The organism is Acidimicrobiia bacterium (assembly GCA_030584185.1).
GTDB lineage: Bacteria > Actinomycetota > Acidimicrobiia > Spongiisociales > UBA11373.
In genome coordinates this window covers 681196-706141 of sequence record CP129495.1, presented here as the reverse complement: position 1 = coordinate 706141, position 24946 = coordinate 681196, and the positions used below count along the sequence as shown (strand labels likewise).

Annotated in this window: 21 protein-coding genes; 14 read left to right on the top strand and 7 right to left on the bottom strand. The window is 68.2% G+C overall.

Features of this window, described 5'->3' with window-relative positions:
* Nucleotides 1-12 precede the first annotated feature (12 nt).
* The 4 genes from QY307_03600 to QY307_03585 form a co-directional block, all read right to left on the bottom strand.
* Nucleotides 13-144, bottom strand: coding sequence for a hypothetical protein (locus QY307_03600; GenBank protein WKZ83336.1), 132 nt, complete (start codon nucleotides 142-144; stop codon nucleotides 13-15).
* Between the two features lie 202 nt (nucleotides 145-346).
* Complete coding sequence (locus QY307_03595; GenBank protein ID WKZ83335.1) at nucleotides 347-1207, bottom strand: hypothetical protein; 861 nt, start codon at nucleotides 1205-1207, stop codon at nucleotides 347-349.
* Nucleotides 1208-1946: 739 nt separating this feature from the next.
* Nucleotides 1947-2291 (bottom strand): type II toxin-antitoxin system VapC family toxin, encoded by a 345-nt coding sequence (locus QY307_03590; protein ID WKZ83334.1) that lies wholly within the window; start codon nucleotides 2289-2291, stop codon nucleotides 1947-1949.
* Nucleotides 2284-2505, bottom strand: coding sequence for a CopG family transcriptional regulator (locus tag QY307_03585; GenBank protein ID WKZ83333.1), 222 nt, complete (start codon nucleotides 2503-2505; stop codon nucleotides 2284-2286). The genes QY307_03590 and QY307_03585 overlap by 8 nt, the downstream gene beginning before the upstream one ends.
* A 416-nt stretch (nucleotides 2506-2921) precedes the next feature.
* Between QY307_03585 and QY307_03580 the strand changes: the two genes are divergently transcribed.
* From QY307_03580 to QY307_03525, 12 genes are all read left to right on the top strand, one after another.
* Nucleotides 2922-4382 carry an amidohydrolase family protein gene (locus QY307_03580; GenBank protein ID WKZ83332.1) on the top strand — a complete coding sequence of 487 codons (1461 nt, stop codon included), beginning with the start codon at nucleotides 2922-2924 and terminating at the stop codon, nucleotides 4380-4382.
* 527 nt (nucleotides 4383-4909) lie between these two features.
* Nucleotides 4910-5704 (top strand): GNAT family N-acetyltransferase, encoded by a 795-nt coding sequence (locus QY307_03575; GenBank protein ID WKZ83331.1) that lies wholly within the window; start codon nucleotides 4910-4912, stop codon nucleotides 5702-5704.
* Between the two features lie 161 nt (nucleotides 5705-5865).
* On the top strand, nucleotides 5866-6309 hold the full coding sequence (locus QY307_03570; protein WKZ83330.1) for a hypothetical protein: 444 nt from the start codon (nucleotides 5866-5868) through the stop codon (nucleotides 6307-6309).
* Nucleotides 6310-6745: 436 nt separating this feature from the next.
* Nucleotides 6746-7645, top strand: a complete 900-nt coding sequence (locus QY307_03565) for a hypothetical protein (GenBank protein ID WKZ83329.1) — start codon at nucleotides 6746-6748, stop codon at nucleotides 7643-7645.
* A gap of 25 nt (nucleotides 7646-7670) precedes the next feature.
* Nucleotides 7671-7940: a hypothetical protein gene (locus QY307_03560; GenBank protein WKZ83328.1), complete on the top strand. Its 270-nt coding sequence runs from the start codon at nucleotides 7671-7673 to the stop codon at nucleotides 7938-7940.
* Between the two features lie 295 nt (nucleotides 7941-8235).
* Complete coding sequence (locus QY307_03555) at nucleotides 8236-8826, top strand: hypothetical protein (GenBank protein ID WKZ83327.1); 591 nt, start codon at nucleotides 8236-8238, stop codon at nucleotides 8824-8826.
* A gap of 868 nt (nucleotides 8827-9694) precedes the next feature.
* Nucleotides 9695-10780, top strand: a complete 1086-nt coding sequence (locus tag QY307_03550) for a Xaa-Pro peptidase family protein (GenBank protein ID WKZ83326.1) — start codon at nucleotides 9695-9697, stop codon at nucleotides 10778-10780.
* A 33-nt stretch (nucleotides 10781-10813) separates the two neighbouring features.
* The gene (gene tkt, locus QY307_03545) at nucleotides 10814-12760 is read left to right on the top strand and encodes a transketolase (GenBank protein ID WKZ83325.1); all 1947 of its coding nucleotides are present in this window, start codon (nucleotides 10814-10816) and stop codon (nucleotides 12758-12760) included.
* 4 nt (nucleotides 12761-12764) lie between these two features.
* Nucleotides 12765-13424 carry a hypothetical protein gene (locus QY307_03540; protein ID WKZ83324.1) on the top strand — a complete coding sequence of 220 codons (660 nt, stop codon included), beginning with the start codon at nucleotides 12765-12767 and terminating at the stop codon, nucleotides 13422-13424.
* A 45-nt stretch (nucleotides 13425-13469) separates the two neighbouring features.
* On the top strand, nucleotides 13470-14021 hold the full coding sequence (locus tag QY307_03535; protein ID WKZ83323.1) for a cob(I)yrinic acid a,c-diamide adenosyltransferase: 552 nt from the start codon (nucleotides 13470-13472) through the stop codon (nucleotides 14019-14021).
* Nucleotides 14018-15454, top strand: coding sequence for a leucyl aminopeptidase (locus QY307_03530; protein WKZ83322.1), 1437 nt, complete (start codon nucleotides 14018-14020; stop codon nucleotides 15452-15454). The genes QY307_03535 and QY307_03530 overlap by 4 nt, the downstream gene beginning before the upstream one ends.
* Nucleotides 15455-15492: 38 nt before the next feature.
* Nucleotides 15493-16761: a sugar transferase gene (locus tag QY307_03525; GenBank protein ID WKZ83321.1), complete on the top strand. Its 1269-nt coding sequence runs from the start codon at nucleotides 15493-15495 to the stop codon at nucleotides 16759-16761.
* A 7-nt stretch (nucleotides 16762-16768) separates the two neighbouring features.
* Here QY307_03525 and QY307_03520 read toward each other — a convergent pair whose 3' ends face one another.
* The 3 genes from QY307_03520 to QY307_03510 form a co-directional block, all read right to left on the bottom strand.
* Nucleotides 16769-18895 carry a peptidoglycan-binding protein gene (locus tag QY307_03520; GenBank protein ID WKZ83320.1) on the bottom strand — a complete coding sequence of 709 codons (2127 nt, stop codon included), beginning with the start codon at nucleotides 18893-18895 and terminating at the stop codon, nucleotides 16769-16771.
* Nucleotides 18896-18927: 32 nt separating this feature from the next.
* The gene (locus QY307_03515) at nucleotides 18928-19317 is read right to left on the bottom strand and encodes a hypothetical protein (GenBank protein WKZ83319.1); all 390 of its coding nucleotides are present in this window, start codon (nucleotides 19315-19317) and stop codon (nucleotides 18928-18930) included.
* 118 nt (nucleotides 19318-19435) lie between these two features.
* Nucleotides 19436-21907, bottom strand: coding sequence for a transglycosylase domain-containing protein (locus QY307_03510; protein ID WKZ83318.1), 2472 nt, complete (start codon nucleotides 21905-21907; stop codon nucleotides 19436-19438).
* Nucleotides 21908-21984: 77 nt separating this feature from the next.
* Here QY307_03510 and QY307_03505 point away from each other — a divergent pair, with 77 nt between their 5' ends.
* Complete coding sequence (locus QY307_03505) at nucleotides 21985-23571, top strand: methylmalonyl-CoA mutase family protein (protein WKZ83317.1); 1587 nt, start codon at nucleotides 21985-21987, stop codon at nucleotides 23569-23571.
* Entirely contained in the window at nucleotides 23568-24932 is a 1365-nt protein-coding gene (locus QY307_03500; GenBank protein ID WKZ83316.1) for an FAD-dependent oxidoreductase, read from the top strand. Before QY307_03505 ends, QY307_03500 begins: the two co-directional genes overlap by 4 nt.
* The last annotated feature ends 14 nt before the right edge of the window (nucleotides 24933-24946 follow it).

Sequence of the window (24946 nt, the reverse complement as noted above, 5' to 3'; positions counted from 1 at the left end):
CACCACGTGATTTCAATTGGTGAGGGCCGCCCTGCGAACGACCCACACACCGGCCACCGCCACCGCAGCGTTCGCTGCCCCGAGAGCGACCATCCCGAGGAGCCCGACCAGCGACTCGGACGAGTCCTCGAAGAGAACGATCACGGCCCAGGCGATGGTCGCTCCAAGCCCAACCCAAAGCGAGTGACGAGGAATCAAGATCGCCCCGACCAACGCGATCAGCAAGACGGTCGGTATCACGGTGGGATCCTTCGGATCGCCAGGGTACGCCTGACCAGCTCGAGTGTGAGGGCACTCCCCCGGCCAGGGTGCGGGAATGGCATGTGAGAAGAAAGGAGGCCACTCGCTACATGCTCGCCAGAATCGCCTCCAGGTCAGCGATCGACACGTCCCCGCCAACGGTCACGATCAGCCCGTTGAGCAATCCCCAGGCGTGGGTGGGCTGGTACGGGCCTGCGCTCACAAGAAACTCGGTCCCGGCCGTGGACACGCTGAGTGTGGCCGAACATGGCGGCCACGTGCAGTAGGGGTCCGTCCAGGCAAGCTTCTCCCCTGTCGGCTCATAGAGGTACTCCTCGGTGGCCAGCCGGGTCGTCACTGTCAACGCGCGCAGCCCATTGCGGTAGGTGACGACGGCGACCTTCTCCGAGGGCGGGTTGTAGATGGAGACCCCAGTGATCGGTGCCTCGGCAAAGGCGACACTGGAGACCTCGAATCCCGGAGGCAGCCACTTCGGAAGCGGGACCAGGTATCCCGCCGATGCGTCGAGCGACTCCAGGCCCACCAGGCGGAATCCCATGTCACGCCGGTGGTCTGCACCTTCCGGGCGGATGCCGAGGTCGAACGTGGTCTTAGGAACCAAAGCGGTCCCGTTGTAGGTCATCTCCCAGGTGGAACCGTGCTCCCCGGCCTCCGACACGAGGAGGGGGAGGCCGGTCTCCGAATCGGCGATCACGGTAACCTCAGCTCCTGGGCTGTCACCGAGGGACTGCGCCACCCAAAGCGTTTCATGCTCACCCAGGTATTCCGTCGGTGTTCCCAAGCCGCTTGTCAACACCTCGATGGACCAAGCCATCGTGTCAGCCCGGACGTATGAAAGGTGTGCGTGGTCGAAATCAGGCCCCGCCGGCGAAACGCCCTGGACGATCACGTCGCCGAGCTCCGACGAGCTCTGCAGAGTAAGGGTTGATGCGTCGAACGCCGCCATCCCACGCGGGTCCTTGAACCAGTAGTCACCCGAGTAGGACAAGACGAAGTCGACCCTGAACTCGGAGTCGATGACGGAATGCCCACTGATCACCAACAAGTCGACCAGACCACCGGCCATAGTCGTCTCCGCCGTGGGTGCTGTACTGGTTGAGCTCGAGGCAGTGGACAGGTCGCCGGGCGGTGTCGTGTCGGTCCCTCCACCGACCTTCTCGCCGAGCGAGGCCAGCACGACAGTCAGGGTCAATCCGACCGCGGCGAGTGCTGCAAGCCCTGAATAGAGAAGCCCCCGTCGTGTGCTAACAGTCATAGCTTGCATCTCCTGGGTAGTACGCACCGCAGAAGAGCACGTGGAAGTGGTCGTCGTGTCCCGAATACGAGCGAACCTTGGGTCCGTACAGTCCGATGACGTAGGGATCGTTGAAGTAGATCAGCTTGATCCATCGGTTGTCGCCCGCGTTCTGACTCGCGGCTTCTAGGAAGTACTGGATCTGCCGAGTCGTTCCCGCCTGATCGTACGCCTCTTGAAATCTGGTCGTGTATCCGCCTCCCCCGGGCATCGTGCATCAGGCCCGTGCCTCCTGTTGGTCAGGGGAGAACTTGTTGCACCAACCCTCGAACTCATCGGTGTACCCGACCTCCCCCACTAGGACGATATAAGCCTCAACCGATATGAGGTCAACCTCATTCTCGCGACTGAGGTGGCGTTGGCCTCGCCCGGGGTGTCGGCCGTCAGTGGCCTACGGAGTCCGAACTCGGAGTCCGCGGATTCGATCGAAGTCGCCCCGGTTGCGGGTCACCAGTCCGAGACCACCTTCGATGGCCGTGGCGGCGATCAGTGCATCGGGAAGGCGTACGCCCGTCTCGCGTCGAATGCGCCCGGCACGCTCAGCGACTCCGCGGTCGACGGCGATCTCGCGGAAGGGCCCGAGGAGGATGTTCACGGAGTCGCTCGCCGCGGTGCCGGCGAGGAGTTCGGCACGTGTGATCACGGAGTAGTGAATCCGGTGATTGCGAGGGGCGAACTCACGAGCACCCCTCAGGTGATCGACGAACACATCCGTGTCGACGAGCAGATCAGCCACGATTCCACTCGTCTCTGCTCGGTGCGACCAGTGTGGGATCGGCACCGTAGGTGGCCGCCAGCGCAGGCCGGGGGTCCGGGTTCTCGTCCTCGAGGTAGGCGTCGAGCGCTCTCCGGACGACCTCGGCCATCGTGACTCCCTCGGCCTCTACGAGAGCGTCTACCCGCCGCCGTTGCTCCTCCGTGAGATAGATCTGGGTCCGCGTCGCCGACATACATCAGAACATACAGCATTGGGGTGGCCGGTTCAACGGTTCCGGGTTGCCATCCGGAGGGACGAGATTGCGACGCGCAACCCCAGGGCTCGCAGTTGTCACATGGGCCGAGGCCTCGGGCCGATACCGTCCGACTGCCCTTGGGTACGGCGGCTGCCTGCGGCTCCTGGCAGCCACAGCAGAAGTGATGATGCCCGGTCGAGCGGAGCGGACCATGCCACCAGCGCCCCGGGTGGACGGCTGGGAGCAGTAGCGACTTCGTCCGTCAGGGTGCGGAACCGTCAGCCGAGGCCGTCTGCGCTGCGTCGTCCTCATGCCTGGGGGATCCTCTAGGTTCACTGGCGACACCGCTTGACTCGTCGCTCGACGACTGCGAGCGTGGATCGGCACTCGAGGCGGGGGAGGACCTCATGGACATGCCCACGCGAAAGCTGGTGGCGATCGCGGGACTGCTGGTGGTGGTCGCCTTCGGCTGTGGGGACGACGCGGCCGTGACCACGGCTTCGAACACCACGACCACCAAACCTGCGACCACGACGTCGCCTCCGCCGGAGCCGACGCAGACTCCCGCCACGACTTCGACTTCATCGTCCACGACTGCGCCGCCTCCCCCAGAGGCCGACATGATCTTCATCAACGGTCCGGTCATCACGATGGAGGCGGAGATCCCCGTGGCGGAGGCGCTCGCCGTAACCGGGGGAGTGATCACCGTCGTGGGCTCTGTCGACGACGCGCTGGCCGTCCAGGGGCCCTCCACGGTCATGATCGATCTCGAAGGCCGCGCCCTCCTCCCCGGCTTCATCGACTCGCACGCCCACTGGATCGGCGACCGGGTGATGGAGGGCCTGGAAGAGCCCCAGGAGGCGATCGCAGCCGTCCTGCAAGGTGGCTGGACGAGCATCTCCGAGATGTTCGTGAACCAGGAGCGACTCGACGAGCTGGTTCGACTCGACGAAGCGGGGGAACTCCCGATACGGGTGAACGCCTACCTCCCGGTCAACTTCCACGACGATCACTACGGGATGTGGTTCGCCGGCTACACCCCGCGCGACGAGTACAGCCCCCACCTCCGGATCGCAGGGGCCAAGGTGTTCGTCGACCGGGCAAGCCCGTCGATGTTCCTCCTCGGTGAGCAGTACTCCGACGAGCCCGGCTACTTCGGGCATGCCTCGTGGACCCAGGAAGAGCTGACGGCGATGGTGGGCGACCTCCATGCCGCCGGGTGGCAGATAGCGATCCACACCTCGGGTGACGGAGCCCACGATCTGGTCCTCAATGCCTTCGAGTCCGCGCTCGACGGCGAGTCGAACATCTCTCACCGTCACCGAATCGAACACGCCATGGTGCTGCGCGACGACCAGATCCAGCGGATGAGCGATCTCGGGATCATCGCTTCTATCCAGCTCACCTGGTTCACCTCCGATTGGCTTGGCAACGAGTTCTGGGGCCGCGCTGCGGCAGCCGTGGGACCCGACCGGGTCGCTTGGCTCGGCCGCTGGCGAGACTTGCTCGACGCCGGCGTCAAGGTGATCGGAGGGACGGACATGCCATGGACGCCCGCATCCTCGGTCGGGGGGTTGTACGAGGCGGCGACCCGAATCGGCGAGAGCGGTGTGGCCCCTGCACCCTGGATGCTCGATCAGCGGATCACCGTCGAAGAGGCACTTCGCCTCATCACCATCGAGGCCGCATACGGAACGTTCGACGAGGACGTCAAGGGCAGCCTCGCTCCCGGAAAGTTGGCGGACCTGGTGGTGCTGTCGGAGAACCCCCTCGAGGTGGAGGCCGACGGCCTGCTCGGGATCGATGTGCTGGCGACCATCGTCGGCGGCCAGGTCGCCTTCTGCGAGCCGGCACTCGCCGCGCTGTGCGGGTAGGCAAGGATCGTGTCCTCGGGCTTCCTCACGGCTAGCCACAGAGGCGCGGCAAGAGGCGTCCTACCGGCTAGGTGCAATCGCAGTAGCCGGAACCCCCTGACCGGAGCTCGAAGAATTCACCCCGGTGCACCAAGGCGTTCGATCAGATCGACGCGACAAGCAGTTCGTCTCCGTCGGCGGCCTGTGATGGGGCGACCTCAGCGGCATGCTCCCTGCGTCATGGGACCGCGATACCCCAGCGACGAGGGCTGCCCTGATTGTCTCGGATCGAGTCGGTCCGGTCCCTCGACGCGTCGTGGAGGCGCTCGGGCCATCGTCGTCGAGCCACCCCGAAGTGGGCCGGTCCTTGTCTTCGACGTGGCGTGTTTCGTGTCGAGACGGATCCCTGCAGGAGGACTGGGGAGCCACACCCTCGCCCGGGGAGCGTCGTGGACGTCCGAGGACTTCGAAACTGGAGCGGTGCCCTCCGTCTCCAGATTCGAGCGGCTCATCCGAATAGCATCGGCCCCTCGGCCGAGGAGTCCGTGATGCAGGTGGTGTGTTACGCCGGCGACGGGACATTCGAGGGGGACGATGTAGAGGCGATCGCCGACGCCTTCGTCGCCCATGTGCGCGCCGATCACCAGACGCAGTATCCCGAGGAGGCGCTGCGCAACTTCGCACGCAACTACGCCGAGGCGACCGAGCGGCTCACCGGAAGCACCGAACGCCTCGAGGCGATCGGGGAGATCACCGTCCATCCGGTGTCGAGCGACCGGATCGACGACTGGTTGCAGCTCTTCGACCACGACGGCTTCGCCGGCGATCCCGACTGGGCATCCTGTTACTGCCTGTCACCCCACCGACCGCCGACCGACGAGGAACCTGAGGCGCCGTGGCGTACCACCAGGCAGGTGATGATCGAGCGCCTCCGCAGCGGCGGCACCTTCGGCTACCTGGCCTACGTGGACGGCAGGCCGGCAGGATGGGTCAATGCCTCGATTCGCGCCAACTACGCGGATCTGCCCGGCTCCGACTCGCCGTTGGCGTTGCGCCACGTCGATCCCGAGGGTCCCGTCCCGGAGAGCGTGATCGGCGTCTCCTGTTACGTGGTCGCACCGCCGTACCGTCGGCACGGTGTCGCCGGGGTGCTTCTCGACCGCGTGATCGCCGATGCCGCCCGGCGCGGCGTGGCATGGATCGAGGCCTACCCCCACTCCGACGCCGTGCAGGCCGCAGAGGCGCGTCACTTCCGAGGCACTCGCTCGATGTACGACGCCCGCGGCTTCGACGCGGTCAAGGCGTTGGCGAGTCACACGCTGATGCGGCGCTCGGCGGAGTGATGGTGTCCTGCCTCTCAGCCACGGCATGGGGAGGTTGCCCGAGGACACCGGCCGGCGATCACCCCCACAAGCGGTGATCCCAACCGACCGGATCCTCTTGGCGGTCGCCGCCGAGACGGGGAGCGGAGTATCGTCCTGGCAGCAACACCGAGAGGGGGAGCGTGAGGTACGCCAGGCTCTTGTCGGTCGTCGCGGTGATCCTCGCCGTTTCAGCTTGCGGAGGCGATGATGCGCCGGCGGTCAGCACCCCGGATTCCAGCGAGGTCTCCTCCGAAGTCTTCTTCCAGGACCTCGCATCCGAATGGTCGGCTGCCCAGGTCGACAGCCGGTCATACGGTGTCCGGATCGCCTTCAACGGCAGTTCCTCCGTCGGCGAAGTCTTTGCCGAGATCAGCTACCCCGGATACGACTGTGCCGGCACCCTGACCCTCCTCGAGATCGACGGAGTGTCGGTCACGGCCCGAGAGACCATCATCGTGAACCCCGGGGACATCTGCTCCGACGACGGCCTGGTGCACCTGATCCGATCCGAGAGTTCGCTCCGTTACGACTGGTCGTACTCGACCGGTGAGCTCGCCGACACCGCCACGCTGTTCCCCGGCTAGGGCCGAGCGACCGTCACCGTCCGTCTGGCGCCGTCAGCGACGGCACGACCACCGTGGACCGGTGTCTTGGTCACCACCGATTCGAACCTACCGGTTGCCGACGAATTCACATCGGGTACCACACGGACGAAGCCGTCAGTCGCGTTGATCGGATGGGTGTCCTCTCTCGGAATCAGTGGGTGAGAATGCGTGAAGGTCGTCGAACTCCGGCGGGCCGCCCTCGCCGCGAAAGCGTCCGAAAGCGTCATCCGAGGCTCGACGGTGAGGTCGGGGGTCCCGAAGCGGCCCTGCCAACACCTGATGGGTCAGAGTTGCCCTGGCAACATTCGAACGGTGTGGTAAACTCTGGGCAAACCTAGCAGAACTTGGGATCACCCAAGGCTGAGGGGGCAGTCCAGGAACCCGAGAGGTACCCATGCCGAGGAAAGGAGTTGCCATGGTTCCTCCGAAGCTGTTGGTTGGGGCGGTGCTGATACTGACAGCGCTCGGTACGGCCGCGGTAGGCGTCGCAGGTGGAAGCGAGTCGCTGGGCGGTGACGCTGTCGCAGGAACCGTAGACACGTTCGTCGCAGGCGTCATGTTCGACGCGGTCAAGTTCGCGGACGGACGGGTCGAATATCGGTATCACGATTCGATGTTCGACGCAGCCACGCAGTCAGCAGCCCTGCTCGACTACGACCCCCAGTACTCGGTGACCGAGGTCCTGGGAGAGCGAGTGTGGCGAGATGGCGAGGCGGGGTGCGAGTTCTCGGGATCAGTGGACTCGGCTCAGGCACCAAAGCTCGATGGGGTGATCTACGTTGAGCGCGAGATCGGATTCTTCTTCGACAAGTGCTCCCAGACGCTCGAAGGTGCTTGGCTGCCGGTGGGAGTAGCGACCGACGCCGGCCTGGTAGATGAACACGCTTCATCTACATCGGAGTCACTAGCCGGGCCGGCTGCGGCCACGTCTTACGAGTACCGGGGGTTCATGCGAGGTCACACCACTGACCCCGTGGGCATCTACGTCGCGAAGACATACAGCAATGAGCAATGGAGTTGGTCTGGCTCCTGCGCCACGGCGTGGAATCGGTGGTCGTCGTGGACCCCGTTCATCCCTTCCGGTTGGTCCACCTACTCATCCTCGTACTACTTCACAGGGTCGTGCGACCGGGGTCTCCACACATATGGGCTGTATCGCAATGGCACCTTCTGCCTGTCCATCGACGCGTGGACCGAACATACTGTCGAGTTCAAGGCAACAGGTGATCCTGCCTCGTGGGCATCGTGGGCTCTGTACAAGTGGGGTGGATGCAGTTGGCTGTTGTCCACAGGGCACTGGTACGACCCCTATTGAGTGTTACCGAGCGGAGGAAGAAGTCATGAACCCCACACTCCTGATCGTCGGTGTCCTGGTGGGAGCAGTCCTGCATCGCCACAGGCGAGGCTTATGGGCCTCTACGGCGATGGTCGCCGCTGCGGCCGGCATCTACTACGCGGCCGAAGCGGGAGAGGGTCTGTGGACCGGGGTGAGCGCGGTGGTGATTAGTGCAGCGAACGTAGGCGTAGGCGCTGCGGTCGGAGTTCTGGTAGCCGCGGGCCTGTCTTCGACCCGTCGCAAACAACACGTGACGGGACCCGAGACGCACTGATCCACGGCCTCCGACCGGGGTCGAAGTGGAAGTCCCGTCCGTTCGTAATGGCGCGTGCACAGCATTTCCGACATCGCGCGGGGCCGAGTCGTCACAGCGTGAGGCAGAAGCTGATGGCGAAGTCCCGACAGGGGTGCTGAGGCACTGAAGACGTCGCCGTCCCCTCGGCCAGCGTGCGCTAAGCACACCCGATCGGGCTGCCTCCCCTGTTCTTGATACACCCTCACAACTCGACCACGACGACCGGCGGCGTGACAATGTGAAGCGGTCGGTGGGGCGGCTTCGGAGGTTCGTGGTGGCGAACGATCTGCGGGTGCTGTTGTCGCCTACCTACTCCGACGACTACCTGGATCGGGCGTCGGATCGGGGTGCGGTGAAGGGCGACTTGGCGAACCTCGCTCGTCGGCTGAAGCGGGCGATGGGTGATGCGGTGCCGTATGCGTTCATGCCGGAGGTTCAGCCTCGGAGGTCGGAGCGGATGGGCTTCGAGGTCTACAACGGGATGGTGCTCGTCCCGGTGCTCCCCCGGTCGGTGCTCCTGGCTCTGAAGGACTCCTGGTCGTTCGGCGGCGGTGGTGGTTATCGGGGGTTCGATTGGCAGCGGTGGGACTCCCCTCGTGGGGCCTCGGGGTATGCGTCGAAGGCGCTTCATGCGTACGCCTCGAAGGGGCTGGGGTCTGCTGGTCGTGGCGAGCAGGCGTACTCGGTGGCTCAGGGCTTCCAGCCTGCCCGGGTGGAGGTGGAGGTTCCAGACCCTCACAACTCGGCTGTGGAGGCGGCGAGGTCGTGGGCGGGCTCGTCGGGTGTGGAGGTGGTGTCGGCGTTCGATCTGCGGGATTCTGAGCGGGGTGGTGATGCGTGTTGGCTGGCATGGGAGGCGGCATGAGTAGGCGCAAGGGTCGGCGGGGATCTCCGAAGGGTGAGGGGGTGCCGGCCATCCGCCGGAGGCGGGGGACGGCGCCCTCCCCTCGGCGGTCTCGTCGTCGGTGCGAGTTGTGCGAGAGGTTCCAGCCTCTCGGGTGCGAGATGGTTCTGCTCGATGATGGTTTGTGGTGGGTCTGTGATCGGTGCTGGCGGAAGGTCATGGGGCTGTGATGGCGACCTTCTGGGAGTGGTCGTCGGTCTGCCGATGACCATCAGGATTCCGAGCGGCGGGCTGTCTCCGGGTGCAAGTCGGAGAGTGCGTCTCGATCCTGGGAGTCAACGCCCCATTCAAGTGGGGGGGGGGACTGCGGCCGACCGGCTCGATGCCGGTTGGGTGCTGCTGACCGACTCCTCGAGGACGGTGATGGTGATCCCTGGTCGTGTCGTGGTGTCGTTGTAGAGTCGGTGTTGCCGCCAGGAGTAAGCGACCTGAGCGAGCGCATACCGACAGCCGCCAGGTAGATCGGCCAGCCGTCCGCCCCTGTGACCCCACGGGGGCGGTGCTGGTGGTGGGGTCGGAAATACCGGGTTCTGTCACACCCTCGTCGTAGCGTCTCGGGTCATGCGCTCGAACTGTCGCTTCTGCTGCTCCTGGTCATGGCCACCACCTACCTTGTGAGGTCGTACCCGACTGCTCGGGAGGCCGTCGTCTTCCCTTCGTCGTGGTCTGGTTGTCGGGTGACATTGGCGAGCACTGGCCTCGGCCAGCGTGCTGACAGCGGGGTAGGAGTGGGGGACCGAGAACCCAGACCACCCTCGCAATCCCCTCCCCAGGCAGGGACGCCCGCCCCGTGACACCGCCAGCGGGAGCGCGCATCTAGCCTCTCCCCATGGATTACGCCGCCCGCCTCGACCGTGCTCGGACCCTGATGGGGGAGCGCAGCATCGACCTGTTGTTGCTGTCCGTCGGCGCCGACCTCCCTTACTTCAGCGGGTACAGCGCTCCCCAGCTGGAGCGGCTCACAATGCTCGTGGTGCCCGCCGACGGCCCGGCGACCCTGGTCGTGCCTCGGCTGGAGGCGCCCCGGGTGGAGGTGCCGGGCGATGCGTTCGCCGTGCGGCCCTGGGACGAGACCGAGGACCCGGTGGAGATCGTCGTCGACCTGGCGGGTACGCCTGGGCGAGCACTCGTCGGAGACAACACCTGGTCGGTGTTCCTGCTCTCCCTGCAGGAGGCGATGCCCGCCACCGGATTCGCCCCGGCGTCGCCGCTGACCCGCGAGCTCCGCATGCGCAAGGAGCCCGCCGAGATCGACCTGCTGCGCGCTGCGGGAGCCGCCGCCGACCGGGTGGCGGTCCGCCTGGCGACCACCCGGTTCTCCGGCCTCACCGAGAGGCAGCTGGCAGCGAAGGTGGAGGCGATGGCGGTCGAAGAGGGCCACGATCATGCCTGGTCGGCGATCGTCGCCGCCGGCCCCAACGGGGCGTCGCCCCACCACGAGCCCGGTGGCCGCCCCATCGTGGAGGGCGACGCCGTGGTGGTCGACTTCGGCGGCACAGTGGGGGGATACCACTCGGACACCACCCGGACCTTCGCGATGGGCCCGCCCCGGGAGCCGGTGGCGGCCGCCCACGCCGTGCTCGAGGAGGCCCAGGAGGCGGCACGCTCCGCGGTGCGGCCCGGAGTCACCGCCGAGAGCATCGACGCCGCCGCCCGCCAGGTGATCGACGCCGCCGGGCTCGGTGAGCGGTTCATCCATCGCACCGGCCACGGGATCGGCCTGGAGGTGCACGAGCACCCCTTCATCGTCGCCGGCAACCGGATCCCCCTCGAACCGGGAATGGCTTTCTCCATCGAACCCGGCATCTACGTCCCCGGCGAGTTCGGGCTGCGCATCGAGGACATCGTCGTGTGCACCGCCGATGGGATCGACGAGCTCAACCGTTCCCCGCGCGGTCTGGTGGTCGTGGAGTGAGTCTCCGGGTGGGGTTTCGTTAGCCTGCCGGGCGTGAGCCCGGAGCAACGAGCGGTCGACACCCTGCGCGTCCTCAGCATCGACGCCATCCAGAGGGCCGACAGTGGCCATCCCGGGATGCCGATGGGCATGGCCGACATCGCCGTGGTCCTGTGGGGCCGCCACCTTCGGGTCGACCCCTCCGACCCGCTCTGGCCCGACCGCGATCGGTTCGTCCTCTCCAACGGTCACGGCTCGATGCTGCTCTACTCGCTGCTCCACCTGAGCGGGTTCCCGGTGACGATGGACGACATCACCGCATTCCGGCAGTGGGGTTCGGCGACGCCCGGCCACCCGGAGCGGGAGCCACACCTCGGGATCGAGACGACCACCGGTCCCTTGGGCCAGGGTCTCGGTACCGCTGTGGGCATGGCCATCGCCGAGGCGCACCTGCGGGCCACGCTCGGCGAAGACCTGGTCGACCATCGCACCTACGCCTTCGTCGGCGACGGCGATCTCATGGAGGGCATCTCCTCCGAGGCGGCGTCCCTGGCCGGGCGGCTCGTCCTGGGGAGGATCACCTTCCTGTACGACGACAACGAGATATCGATCGAAGGGAGCACCGACCTCGCCTTCACCGAAGACGTCCTCGCCCGCTTCACCTCCTTCGGCTGGCACACCCTGGACGTCGACGGGCACGACCGCCAGGCGGTGGATCAGGCGATCACGGCTGCCGCCGCCGACCCCCGGCCCTCGCTGATCGCCTGCCACACCAGGATCGCCTACGGCGCTCCGACCCTCGAAGGCACCGCCGCATCCCACGGCAGTCCCCTCGGAGCGGCCGAGATCACCGCCTACAAGGAGTCGATCGGATGGGACCTGCCCCAATTCGAGGTTCCCGACGAGGTGCGTGAGTTCTTCGCGGCGGCGATGGATCGGGGGCGCGCCGCCCGCCAGGCATGGCTGGAGAGGAGCCAGAAGGCCTTCGCTGACCCCGAACGGCGCGCCGCCTGGGAGCGGCACTTCCAGGCGCCCACCATCGAGATCGGCGACCTGGGATACCAACCGGGGGAGCGGGTGGAGACCCGCAAGGCCTCGGGCAGGGCGATCAACAGGATCTCCTCCGAGATGCCCGGGTTGATCGGTGGCTCCGCCGACCTTGCCCCCTCCACCAACACCTTGATCGCCGAGGCGGGAGAGTTCCAGGACAGCCCCTCGGGCCACAATCTCCGGTTCGGGGTGCGGGAGCACGCCATGGGAGCGGCCGTCAACGGGATCGCCATCCACGGCGGCCTGAGGCCCTTCGGGGCGACCTTTCTCGTCTTCAGCGACTACATGAGGCCGTCGATCCGCCTGGCCGCCCTCATGGGGGCGCCGTCGATCTTCGTGTTCACCCACGACTCGGTGTTCCTCGGCGAGGACGGTCCCACACACCAGCCGATCGAGCACCTGGCGTCCCTCCGGGCGATCCCCGGGCTCCACGTGGTGCGGCCCGCCGACGCCGGCGAGACCGCCGAGGCGTGGGAGATGGCCCTGGAACGCACCGAGGGCCCGACGGCCCTGGTGCTCACTAGGCAAGCAGTCCCCGTGCTCGATCGCACCGGGCTGGAGGGGGCGGCCCATCGGGGCGGCTACGTGCTGCGCCCGGGCACCGACCTGGTCCTGATCGCCACCGGCTCCGAGGTGTGGGTGGCGCTGGAAGCGGCCGACCTGCTCGCCGCCGGTGGCGTCTCGGCGCAGGTGGTCTCCCTTCCCTGCTGGGAGGCGTTCCTCGAACAGGACGACGAGTACCGGACGGCGGTGCTCGGCGACGGCCTCCCGCGGGTGTCTCTGGAGGCCGCCTCCCCGTTCGGGTGGGAGCGTTTCGTCGGCATCGACGGGCTGCGCATCGGGATCGACCGTTTCGGGGCGTCGGCCCCCTGGGAGCGGATCGCCGAAGAGATGGGCCTGACCTCGCCCGCCGTCGCCTCCCGGATCGAGCACTGGCTCTCGGGGCGCTGACGGCGTGGAGCCGGCGGCACTGCTCGCCACCTGGGCGGCCGGTCTCGCCGGCGGTGCGGTGCTCGTCTTCCGCTGGGGGATCGGCGGGGTCGGATACGCATGGCTGGCACTCGGCGCCTCCTTGCTCTTCGCGGCCCCGTCGGCGGCCGCCGGTGGCGGCGCCGCGGCCTGGGCGGGAGTCGGGCTCCTGGTCGTCGGCCTCGTCGGGGTGCGGCGGCCGCTTCTGCGCGCCGGTGCGGCCGGCCTCGCCGGTGCGGCCCTGGTCGTGGCTGCTCTCGGCTCGGGCGAGGCGCCGTGGTCGGTGATCACCGGGGCGGTGCTGCTCGGGGGGGTGACCTCCGAGATGATGCTCGGGCACTGGTACCTGGTCGACCCTTCGCTGCCCCGGCGGTCGCTGCGGACACTGGCGCTGGTCGGGCTGGTCGGGGCGGCCGCCGACTTCGGCGTGCTCCTGGTGGCCGGCGCCTCGCTCGCCGGCGAAGGTTTCATCGGCCCGGGATGGGCGGCGCTCTCGGCGACCACGGCGCTGCTCATGGCCGGCGTGTGGCTGGCGCTGGGGGAGCGGGGCTACCCGGCGGTCATGGCCGCAACCGGGCTGTCCTATCTGGCGGTCCTCACCGGGGCGGGGGCGGTCGTCGCCGGGCGCCTCACCCTCGGCGCCTGACGGGAGCCTTCCGGCCTCTGCGGTGACGGCCTTACACTTTCTGCCGTGAAGATCTACACCCGCCGCGGCGACGACGGCTCCACAGGCTTGTTCCACGGGGGACGGGTCGCCAAGGACGACACCGGGCCCGAGGCGTACGGCACCGTCGACGAGGCGGTCTCCGCCATCGGGATCGCCCGGGCCGCCGCCGACCCCGACCTGGCGCAGGACCTGCTCGCAGTGCAGCGCGACCTCTTCGTGGTCGCCGCCGAGTTGGCGACCGCACCAGCCAAGCGGGACCGGCTGCAGGCCGGCTCCACTCTGGTCACCACCGAGATGGTGGCCGCCCTCGAGTCGCAGATCGACGCCATCGAGGCCGCAGGGGGCCTGCCCAACGAGTTCGTGGTGCCTGGCGGCGACCCGGTTGCGGCGGCGATCGACCTGGCGAGGACGATCGTGCGGCGGGCGGAGCGGCGTGCCGTGACCCACACGGCCGCCGCCGGCATCGAGGGATCTCTGGTGGTTCCGTACCTGAACCGCCTCGCCGACTACCTGTACGCACTGGCACGCGCCTCCGAGGGCACGTGGACGCCGACCAAGACCGAGGAGGATCGATGATCGAGTTCGTCACCGGAGAGATCGGAGGCGAGGCGGATGCCATAGTCGTCGGAGTGGGATCGGATCGATCCTTCGACGACGCCGCCGCCTGGGTGATGGAGCGACTCCCGTGGCTGGGCTCCCACCTCGACGACGCCGAGTTCACCGGGAAGGCGGGGCAGTCGGTCTCGGTGCCCGGTGGCGGGTCGATCCCGTACCGGCGGGTGGTCATGGTCGGCCTGGGCGACCCATCCGACATCGAGCAGGTCCGGCGGGCCGCCGGCGTCGCTGCAGGCAAGTGCAGCCGGATGGAGACGGTGGCCACCAGCCTGCACACCGCCAACGGCTCGGGATCGGCCGAGGCGGTGGGTCTCGGCTTCGTGCTCGGCGCCTACACCTTCGACCGGCACAAGACCGAGAAGAAGCCGTCGCGTATCGCCCGGGTGGTGTTGCTCGGGGCCTCGGATGACGACCTGTCCGCCACGGCAACCGGCGCCGTGATCGGCGACGCCGTGTGCCTGGCGCGGGACCTGGTGAACGAGCCGGCGATGGGGAAGTCGCCCGAGGCACTGGCGGCGATCGCCGGCGAGATCGCCGCAGCCCAGGGTCTCGGGGTGAGGGTCTTCGACGAGCACCAGATCGAGGCCGAAGGATTCGGGGGCCTGCGCGGGGTATCGCTCGGCGCCGCCAACCCGCCTCGGATGGTGGAGCTCACCTACGCCCCCGAGGGAGCGAAGGGCTTCCTGGCGCTGGTGGGCAAGGGCATCGTCTTCGACTCGGGCGGGCTTTCCATCAAGCCGTCGGATGGCATGGAGACCATGAAGACCGACATGTCGGGGGCGGCCGCCGTGTTCGCCGCCATGAAGGCGATAGCCGCCTTGGGTCTGCCGGTGAAGGTGGTGGGCATCACTCCGCTCACCGAGAACATGCCCAGCGGTTCTGCGCTGCGCCCGGGCGACGTGCTGCGGATCCGCAATGGAAAGACCATTGAGGTGCTCAACACCGACGCCGAGGGGAGGCTGGTACTCGCCGACGGCCTCTCCCTCGCCGTCGAGCACGGCCCCGACCTGATCGTCGACCTGGCGACGTTGACCGGGGCCATCGGCGTCGCCCTGGGCAACAAGATCGCCGGGCTCTTCGGCAGCGACGGCGCCACCGAGCAGGTGGCGGCGGCGGCCGCGGCCGCCGGCGAGCGGGTGTGGCGGATGCCGCTGCCCGACGACTACCGCAAGAACATCGACTCCGACGTGGCCGACATGAAGAACACCGGACCGCGCCAGGGTGGTGCCATCAACGCCGCCATCCTCCTCAAGGAGTTCGTCGGCGACGTGCCCTGGGCCCACCTCGACATCGCCGGCACCGCCAGGTCCACCGAGGCGGAGCACTACCTCCCCAAGGGCGGCACCGGTTTCGGGGTGCGCACCATCGTCGAGCTGGCGCGGCGCATGGCGTGAAACCCAGGGGAAACGCTCACGGGTACCCTGATCACCCCATGGCCCGCCGAAGGCTGGCGAGTGCGGTGCTGCTCGACGTCCTCGGGCTGCTGCTCGCCCTCGAGGTCGCCTCCCTGACGGTGTTCAGCCACCCGCTGCCCTGGGTGGCCCGAACTCAGGCCTGGCCGATGTTGTGGTCGATCGCCTTCGGCGCTGCCGCCGGTCTCTTCCTCGCCTTCCGGCCAGGAGCGGCCTCGGTCAGGCGTCCCTCGTACGGGCGCGCCCTCACCATGTCGACGGTGATGCTGGCGGTGACCTCGGTGACCCTGGTGTTCTCCCGCGTGTTCTGGTCCCGCCGCTACGTCCTGGTGACCACGCTCGCCTGGTTGGGGATCGGTCTGGTGCAGCGGTTCCTGCGCAGGATGCGACCGTGGACGGAGCCACTCGTGGTGATAACCGACGAGAAGCTGCTGGTGGAAGACCTGCTGGCATCGCCCCACGCCGACGTGGTCGCCGTGCTCCCCGCCTCCGGCCGGCCTCCGGTCGATCTGGTCCGCCCGGGGACGACGATCGCCGTGGACCTGCGGTCCGTCCTCAGCGACGGGATGGCGCGCTTCGTCTCCTCGTGCAACCTGGCCGGATACCCGATGCGATCGCTGGTGTCGGCGTACGAGGACCACACCGGAAAGCTCCCCATCGTCCACATCCAGGAGGGATGGGAGATCACGGTCCCGCTCGAGGACCGTTCGTCGTATGTGCGGGTGAAGCGGGTGCTGGACACCGCTCTCACCGTGGTGGTGTCCCCGGTGGCCTTGGTGTTGGGAGTGTTGATCGCGGCGGCGATCGCCATCGACTCGAGGGGCCCCGTGGTGTTCCGGCAGAGCCGGGTGGGACGAAACGGCCGTGCCTTCACCCTGTACAAGTTCCGCACGATGCGATCCGAGCCGGACCGCGAGGCTCGCTTCGCCGCGCTCGACGACGGCCGGCTCACCCGCGTCGGCCGGCTGCTGAGGCGTCTGCGACTCGACGAGCTGCCCCAGTTGTGGAACGTGCTCAAGGGCGATCTCAGCCTGGTCGGTCCCCGGCCGGAGCAGGGAGCTTTCGCCCAGGTGTTCGCCTCCACGATCCCGTTCTACTCGCAGCGGCACCTGGTACGCCCGGGAATCACCGGATGGGCGCAGGTCAACTTCGGATACGCCGACAGCGAGGCCGACACGGTGGAGAAGCTGTCCTACGACCTGTACTACGTGAAGCACCTGTCGTTGTGGCTCGACCTGGAGATCTTGGGGCGGTCGATCTGGACCGTCCTATCCGCATCGGGTCGCTGACCGCCGGTCAGCGGCAGTCACCGATCCCGAGAGCGTTGGCGATTGCGGCCCGGGTGGCTCCCCCGATCACGCCGTCGACGGCGAGGCTCCGGGCCCGCTGGAACGCGGTGACGGCCAGGTCGGTGCGCAGACCGAAGGATCCATCGACAGGTCCCGGCCCGTAGCCCAGGAACGACAGCAGGTGCTGGAGGGCCTTCACCGAGTCGCCGCGGGACCCGCGACGCAGCAGGCTCGGGTCGCCACCCAGCGCCAGGCCGTTGCCGATCGCCTCACGGAGGGCGACCAGGGTGCTGCGGGTGACCCCACCCACGATTCCGTCTGCGACCAGGCCGCGCCCTCTCTGGAAGGTCTTGACCGCACTCAGGGTGGCACTGCCAAAGGCCCCGTCGATCGGCCCGGCATAGATCCCCAGTGCCGCCAGCACCTGCTGGAGCTCGGCCACGTCGCCTCCGGTGGCGCCGAACCGCAGCGTCCGGCCGCCGGTCACCAGGGCGTCGATCGGGGTCTCCGGCAGGGAGCACGCCCCGGTCCGACCGGGTGTGGTCGTGGTGGTCGTGGTCGTGGTGGCGGGGACGGTGGTGGTGGTCGTGGTGGCGGGGACGGTGGTGGTGGTCGTGGTGGCGGGGACGGTGGTGGTGGTGGTGGTCGTGGTGGCGGGGACGGTGGTGGTGGTGGTGGTCGTGGTGGCGGGGACGGTGGTCGTGGTCGTGCTCGTTGTCGTGACGGGGACCGTGGTCGTGGTGGCGGTGTCGGGGACGGTGGTGGTGGTGGTGGTGGGTGCGGTCGTGGTCGTCGTCGTGGGGGAGGGCGGTGCCTCGGTGCAGCCGGACGCGGTCGGGACGGAGCCGCCGATGGCGAAGATCTGCTGCGATCTCAGTCCCAGGTAGGAGCGAAGCTGGCGGGCGTGGAAGGTCCGGGGCCCACCGCTGCCGTCGAACGTCACCTCGAGTGCGGCGCCCGAAGCGGAGCACCTCGTGATCGTGGCGCCGGTGACCGTGCTCATTCCTGGCAGGCGCGCCGCCAGCTGGGATGAGGTGAAGGTCGTCGTCCACCTGAAGTTGCCGTTGAAGACCTCGGGGATGCCGGCGTAGTGATCGTCGACACCCCTCAGGTAGGGCAGTGTGGCGGTGAAGGCGTCTTCCGAGTTCTCGGTGCGCCCGAAGGTGCTCGACGAGTAGAAGGCGTTCAGAGGGGTGGGGGCGCCGTCACGGGTGATCGCCGGGTGGTACAGCACCTGATCTGCGGTGTTGCGCACGGCGTCGATCCACTCCTGGGTCCCGTGACCCCAGCCGACGTAGCTCTGGTCGACGGGCGTGTCGTAGAGGTGGCACCAGCACCAGGGCCGTCTCTCGGGCGCTCCGCGCGAGATGACCCGGGCGTATGCGTATGAGCGGGCGGCGACCACCTGGGCCTCCAGGGCGGCCATGCCTCCGGTCTGCCCCCAGTAGTAGGGCATCTCGGAGATCCCGAGCAGATAGTCCTCCATGCCGATCTCGACCGAGGCATCGATCGTGTTGGTGTTGTTGTCGGGACGCAGCCGCAGCGATCCGCGGGCGTAGGTGCAGGGCTGCGAACGGCTCCCCGAGGTCAGGTTCCAGTTGGTCAGGGAGCATCCTGCCAGCACCAATGCCGTGGTTGGCGCCCCCGACCAGCCGTCCCACTCGGCGTCGATGACACAGTCGCCGGTGAACGACCCCGAAGGAGCAGAGGTGGTGCAGGTTCCGTCGGGGTTGCGACCGATGGTCACCGAGTCGCCGGTCCCGGCTTCGAGCGCTCCTGCACTCGAAGCGAACCGTGCCGGAACGCCGGGCGCGCTCCCGGTGGTGCGCACCGTGAAGGTCAGCGTGCTCTTCTCGGTGACCAGGTTGACCCACAGGGGACTCTCCGCCAGCTCGGGTCGAACCGGGCCCGCCGTGGAGCCGGTGTAGTAGTGGCCGGTGATCTCCTGCCAGGTGGCGCCGCCCCGCGCCATTCCGTAGGCACCGAACTGGCTCATCCCCACCGAGTGGCCGAACCCGCCGCCCGAGAAGGTCCATTCGCCGCCGGCGGAGGCCGGCAAGGCGGGCAGCAGGGCGAGCGCCAGGGCGAGTCCGGAGAGTGCCAGAAGCGGTCGACGGGCAGGCGATGAGGGCATCACCTTCCCCATCGGCGGGAAGTGGCGGCGGTTTAGCCGACGGTGCCGGTGGCGGCGAGAAGAGCGCAGTACTCGGCGCGCAGCGCCGGATGCAGGCGGCGGCGCTGTCCGGCATCGAGGAGCGGGATGGTCGTCGGAGCGGCGACCACACCGGCGGCGGCGGTGACCAGACCTTCGGCGATCAGGGTGTCGAGGTGCAGGGGACGCCTTAGGGGTCTGCCACTGGAAGCGGCGGCCACCAGGCGCAGCAGGTCGGCGACCGCTCCGGGACCGACCACGGCCGTCCAGAAGCGTCGCACGGCGGGATCGGTGGGGTGGTGGCCGTCGGCGTCGCCGGCCGTCTTCACGACGGTGATCCAGGGGCGACGGCGCACCGTGGGTCGAGTGGCCGCATCGGTGCCCGGGGCTGGCGCGGCATCCATCTCGATGGGAGGACGGGCATCTCGACGGAGACTCCCGGGCACCGCTGCGGTCATGCGATCTACATACAGCAAGCCCCAGTTGAGATCAATTGGATGCAATCAGATCGCGAAGAATTCCTCAGGGTTCAGGCGCCTCGTAGCGCCACACCGAGATCACGATCACGGTCTCGGCATCGATCACCGAACCGGCCGTCGGCGCCGTGGCCCGCACCAGCCCGTCGTCGGCCTCGACCGCGGTGACTGCATCCTCGATCACCCAGGTGAAGGCGATCTGGGTCGTGTCGCGCAATGCGGCGAGGGTGTTTTCCGCCACGACCTGTGTGGATCCCACGAGATCGGGCAGCGGAGTCGTCGGAGACAGCCCGTTGGAGACCTCGATCTTGATCGTGGTGCCCTGTCGGACCTTCTGTCCGGCCTCGGGGTCGGAGGCGACGACGATGTCGATGGGCTCATCGGAGTTCACCAACTCCACCTCGAAGTCGAGGCCCGACTTGTAGATCGCCTCGGTGGCCTCCTCGAGCTCGAGGCCGACGACCTCGGGCATGTCGACCCGCGGGGTGGCGTAGTAGGCATCGATCCCGGGCGGGTCGGGCAGGAAGTCGGCGACCGGGAGGTCTTCGGTGACGATGAGCATGAACTCCTTCCAGATCGGCGCCGGGGCACTCGATCCGAACATGCGGGCGATCGTCTCCTTGTCCGTTCGATTGGGCTTCACCACCAGTCCCCGCATCTCCCGCTGCTCGTCGGGGTAGCCGACCCATACCGAGGTGGTGTACTGCGGGATGGCCCCCACGTACCAGGCATCGCGGTAGGTCTCGTGGGTTCCGGTCTTGCCGATCGCCGGCCGGCCGATAGCGGCGACTCTGCCGGTTCCCGAGGTGACCACCTTCTCCATCGTGTTGACCACCGCCGCGGCGAGGGCCGGTTCCAGCACCTGCTCGGACTCCACCTGGTGCTGGTAGATCACGTTCCCGTCGGCGTCCTCGATCCGCTCGATCAGGAAGTTGTCCACGCGCAGCCCGGTGTTGGCGATCGTCGAGTACGCCGACGCCATCTCCAGCGGGCTCACCGCCTGGGCTCCGAGCACGATGGCGGGTACGGCTCCGAGCGGTGACCGGATCCCCATGCGATGGGCCACCTCGACGATCTGCTCCGGCCCGACGGCGATCGACACCTGGCAGAACACGGTGTTCGTGGAGCGGTAGAGGGCCTCCTCCAGGGTCCGGATCCCCGGCTCGTTGTCGCCGGCGTTGGAACAGTTCCAGGGTTCGACGCCGCCGAACTCGAGCTCCTGCGGGGTCGTGTAGTCCCACCATGAACGCAGCGTGATGCCCTGTTCCAGGGCCGCCACCAGGCCGAAAGGCTTGAAGGCGGAGCCTGGGTTGCGGCGTCCCTTGGTCGCCAGGTCGTACTGGCGCTGTCCGGCCTCGAGGTCGGTGCCGAAGTCGAGGCCGGATGCCATGACCACGATCGCCCCTGTCCGATTGTCCACCATGGCGATGGCACCGGTCGGCAGGTCGGTCCCCGGTGGGAACCACTCCTGCAGGATCCGGCGCGCCTCCTGCTGCAGGCCGTGATCGACGGTCGTGTAGATCTTGAGGCCGCCCCCACCGGAGCATTCGGTGTCGTGGGCCGGGCAGCCGAACACGGCTCGCTTGCGCTGCAGGTAGGTGGCGCCGAGCCCGTACTTCGGGTCGTTGAGCAGGGCGTCGCGGGCGGCGATCAGCACCTGCGGGGCCGGATCCTGGAACTCCACGCGATCGATGGTCACCAAGGGCTCCGCCTGGGCGGCCTCACCCTCGGCCGCCGTGATGTACCCCTCCTCGACCATGTTGTCGATCACGGCGTTGCGCGCCTTCAGCGGGAGCGCCTCCTGCCGGAGGTCGTACAGGGATGGGTTGCGGATCGGAACCGGAAGGGCGGCGGCCTCGGCGATGGTCAGCTCGTCTAGTTCCTTTCCGAAGTACTCCTGGGCAGCCGCCTTGACCCCGTAGGCGTTGGAACCGAAGTACACCGAGTTCAGGTAGTACTCGAGGATCTGCTCCTTGGAGTAGCGGCGCTCCATCTCGATGGCGATCGCCGCCTCGGCGACCTTGCGCTCCAGCGTCTGCTCGGACCCCACGAAGTTCTGCTTGACCACCTGTTGCGTGATCGTGGAGCCGCCCTGGGTCGGGCCGCCGCCCAGGTCCTGTATCAGGGCCCGCGCCACGGAGGTGAAGTCGATCCCCCCGTGCTCCATGAAGTCGTCGTCTTCGGCGGAGAGGACCGCCCCGATGACGAGGTTGGGGATCTCGTCGAGCGTCACCGGCTGGCTGTTGCGTTCGGTGAGCTGGCCGAGGAGCACCCCGTCGGCGGTGTACACCGAGGAGAGCCGGGAGAGGTCGGGCAGGTCGAGGTCCATCGAGGCGACGTCCGGGATCCAGGCACGCTTCAGGTCCTGGAGCGTGCCGTTGGCGGTGTTGGCTCCGAGAAAGAGGAACAGCGAGAGCCAGGATCCGGCGACGACGGCGATCGCCACCAGGATCAGGGCGGCGGGAAGCCTTCGACCCTGCCGTTCGAGATGCTCGGCTTCGTGGATGGATGTCCCCATACCGCGTCCTCACAGACGTCCCGGGGTCGGGTGGGGTTCCCCCGGGTAGCATCCCCCCGACCCCGGCGAGTGTACCGATGCCCCCCGACAACCCATACGAAACCTCAAGTGGCATCGAGATCGAGCCCGTCTATGGGCCCTCCCATCTCGAACACTGGAACCCGGCGACCGCCCTCGGGCTGCCCGGTGAGTTCCCCTTCACCCGCGGTCCTCACCGGGACATGTACCGCGGTCGGCTGTGGACGATGCGCCAGTACGCCGGATTCGGCGACGCCGCCGCCACCAACGCTCGGTTCCGCAGTCTTCTCGAGGCCGGGCAGACCGGGCTCTCGATCGCATTCGACCTCCCCACCCAGATGGGCCTCGACTCCGACGACCCGGCGGCTGCAGGCGAGGTGGGGAAGGTAGGGGTCGCCGTCGACTCGATCGACGACATGAGGGTGCTTCTGGCCGGGATACCGCTCGACGAGGTGTCCACTTCGATGACGATCAACGCCACCGCCGCCATCTTGTTGCTGCTCTACCAGCTGGTGGCCGAGGAGTCCGGGGTCCCGGCCGATCGCATCCGGGGAACCGTGCAGAACGACATCCTGAAGGAGTACGCCGCACGGGGCACCTACATCTACCCGCCGCGTCCCTCGATGCGCCTGGTCACCGATCTGTTCGCCTACTGCCGCTCGGAGCTCCCGGCCTGGAACACGATCTCGGTCAGCGGGTACCACGTGCGCGAGGCGGGCTCCACCGCTGCCGAGGAGATCGGCATCACGATCAGCAACGGCCTGGCGTACGTCGAAGCGGCCCGCCAGGTCGGGTTGGGCGTCGACGATCTGGCTCCGCGGATCTCCTTCTTCTGGAACTCGCACAGGGAGTTCTTCGAGGAGGTGGCCAAGTTCAGGGCGGCCCGGCGCATCTGGGCGACCGAGATGAGAAATCGTTTCGGGGCCACGAACCCCGACTCGTGGCGGATGCGGTTCCACACCCAGACCGCCGGGAGCAGCCTCACCGCCCAGCAGCCGGACAACAACGTGGTGCGCACCACGTTGCAGGCGCTCGCCGCCGTGCTCGGTGGGACCCAGTCGCTCCACACCAACTCCTACGACGAGGCCCTGGGCCTTCCCACCGAGCATGCCGCCCTCCTCGCCCTGCGGACCCAGCAGGTGATCGCCTTCGAGTCGGGCGTCGGTGCCACCGCCGATCCGTTGGCCGGGTCCTACTTCGTGGAGTCGCTGACCGACGCCGTCGAGGCGGGGGCCCGGCGAGTGATGGCCGAGATCGACGCCGCCGGCGGGGCGGTGGCCGCCGTGGAGGAGGGCGTGGTGCAACGGATGATCGAGGACTCGGCGTACCGCGAGGCGCGGCGGGTGGAGTCGGGGGAGTCGGTGGTGGTCGGAGTGAACCGGTTCACCGACGACGGCGGCGGCGACACCCCGGCCATGTCCGTGGACCGGTCGCTGGAGAACGCGCAGGCAGCGGCGGTCGCCGCCCACCGTCGAGGCCGCGACTCGGCCGCAGTCGAAGCCGCCCTGGACGAGCTGGCGGCGGTCGCAGCAGGCGAGGGGAACCTCCTGTTCCCGATGAAGAGGGCCCTCGCCGCCGGCGCCACCGTGGGCGAGGTGTCGCGGTCCCTGGAGGGCGTTTTCGGTCGCTACCGTCCGCGAGCATGACCGACGACCTACGGCCGCGTTTCCTGGTGATCGGCGGCGGTCCGGGAGGCGTCGCCGCCGCCACCGGCGCCGCCATCCACGGAGCGGCGGTAACGGTGGTCGAATCCGACATCATCGGCGGGGCGGCCCACCTGTGGGACTGCATCCCCTCCAAGGCTCTGGTGGCCTCTTCGATGCGGCTCGACTCGCTGCGCTCGGCGGCGCGTCTCGGCATCGGCGGCGTCGGGCTGCCTGCGGTCGACATGGCCGGGCTCTCGGAGCGCGCTCGGGCGATAGCGCAACGGCTCGCCGGAGACACCCGTGAGTTGCTCGAATCGCAGGGCGTGGAGATGATCACGGGCCGGGCACGGCTCGTCGGGCCACACCGTGCGATCGCCGAGGCCGCAGGGGGAGATCAGGAGATCGAGTTCGACATGGCCGTGATCTCGACCGGATCGCGGCCCTGGGAGCCGCCCTGGGCCAGGGTGGACGGCGAACGGATCCTCACCACCCGTCACTCGTACCACCTCCCCGAGCTGCCCGAGCACCTGATCGTCATCGGCTCGGGGGTCACCGGCGTCGAGTTCGTCCACGTGTTCGCCAGCCTGGGATCCCGGGTGACGCTCCTGGTCAGCCGACAGCAGGTTCTTCCGCATCGCGATCCCGAGGTCGCCGCCGTCCTGGAGGAGGACTTCCTGGGGCGCGACGTGCATCTCCTCAAGGGGGCCCGCGCCTCTTCGGCCGAGGTGAGGGGTGACGCCGTGATCGTGGCGACCGAAGATGGGCGCAGGGTCGAGGGGAGTCACGTCCTGCTCGCCGTCGGGTCCCGCCCCAACTCGACCGGCCTCGGGCTGGAGGAGGTCGGGATCGCCACCGAGAACGGGTACGTGGTCGTCGACGAGATGCTGCGGACGACCCTGCCCCACGTGTACGCCGCCGGCGACGTCACCGGCCGCATCCCGCTCGCCTCGGTGGCCGCCATGCACGGGCGCCGAATCGCCCGTCACGCCCTCGGGCTACCGGTGCGGCCCACGGCGAGCGAGGCGGTGGCCCAGGCGATCTTCACCGAGCCGGAGATCGCCTCGGTCGGTCTCGAGGAGGCCGATGCCCGGGCGGCAGGGCGCAAGGTACGCATCACCAAGGTTCCGTTCGCCGCCAACCCGCGCGCCCTCATCCAGGGGAACCCGACCGGCTTCGTGAAGGTGATATCGGACCCGGCCACTCACGTCGTGCTCGGTGGGACCATCGTCGGACACCACGCATCGGAACTGATAGGGATCCTGGCGCTGGCCGCCCAGGCGGGCCTGCGGGTGGATGCACTGGTCGACACGTTGATGGTGCACCCGTCGCTCGCCGAGAGTCTGGCCGATGCCGCCGACTGACGACATCGCTGGAG

Bases quoted from the DNA above. Each gene is read 5' to 3' on its own strand.
- QY307_03595 (WKZ83335.1), bottom strand. From the start codon at position 1,207: ATGGCGGCGTTCGACGCATCAACCCTTACTCTGCAGAGCTCGTCGGAG.
- QY307_03585 (WKZ83333.1), bottom strand. From the start codon at position 2,505: ATGTCGGCGACGCGGACCCAGATCTATCTCACGGAGGAGCAACGGCGG.
- QY307_03580 (WKZ83332.1), top strand. From the start codon at position 2,922: ATGCCCACGCGAAAGCTGGTGGCGATCGCGGGACTGCTGGTGGTGGTC.
- QY307_03575 (WKZ83331.1), top strand. From the start codon at position 4,910: ATGCAGGTGGTGTGTTACGCCGGCGACGGGACATTCGAGGGGGACGAT.
- QY307_03565 (WKZ83329.1), top strand. From the start codon at position 6,746: ATGGTTCCTCCGAAGCTGTTGGTTGGGGCGGTGCTGATACTGACAGCG.
- QY307_03560 (WKZ83328.1), top strand. From the start codon at position 7,671: ATGAACCCCACACTCCTGATCGTCGGTGTCCTGGTGGGAGCAGTCCTG.
- QY307_03550 (WKZ83326.1), top strand. From the start codon at position 9,695: ATGGATTACGCCGCCCGCCTCGACCGTGCTCGGACCCTGATGGGGGAG.
- QY307_03530 (WKZ83322.1), top strand. From the start codon at position 14,018: ATGATCGAGTTCGTCACCGGAGAGATCGGAGGCGAGGCGGATGCCATA.
- QY307_03525 (WKZ83321.1), top strand. From the start codon at position 15,493: ATGGCCCGCCGAAGGCTGGCGAGTGCGGTGCTGCTCGACGTCCTCGGG.
- QY307_03520 (WKZ83320.1), bottom strand. From the start codon at position 18,895: ATGCCCTCATCGCCTGCCCGTCGACCGCTTCTGGCACTCTCCGGACTC.
- QY307_03515 (WKZ83319.1), bottom strand. From the start codon at position 19,317: ATGGATGCCGCGCCAGCCCCGGGCACCGATGCGGCCACTCGACCCACG.
- QY307_03510 (WKZ83318.1), bottom strand. From the start codon at position 21,907: ATGGGGACATCCATCCACGAAGCCGAGCATCTCGAACGGCAGGGTCGA.
- QY307_03505 (WKZ83317.1), top strand. From the start codon at position 21,985: ATGCCCCCCGACAACCCATACGAAACCTCAAGTGGCATCGAGATCGAG.
- QY307_03500 (WKZ83316.1), top strand. From the start codon at position 23,568: ATGACCGACGACCTACGGCCGCGTTTCCTGGTGATCGGCGGCGGTCCG.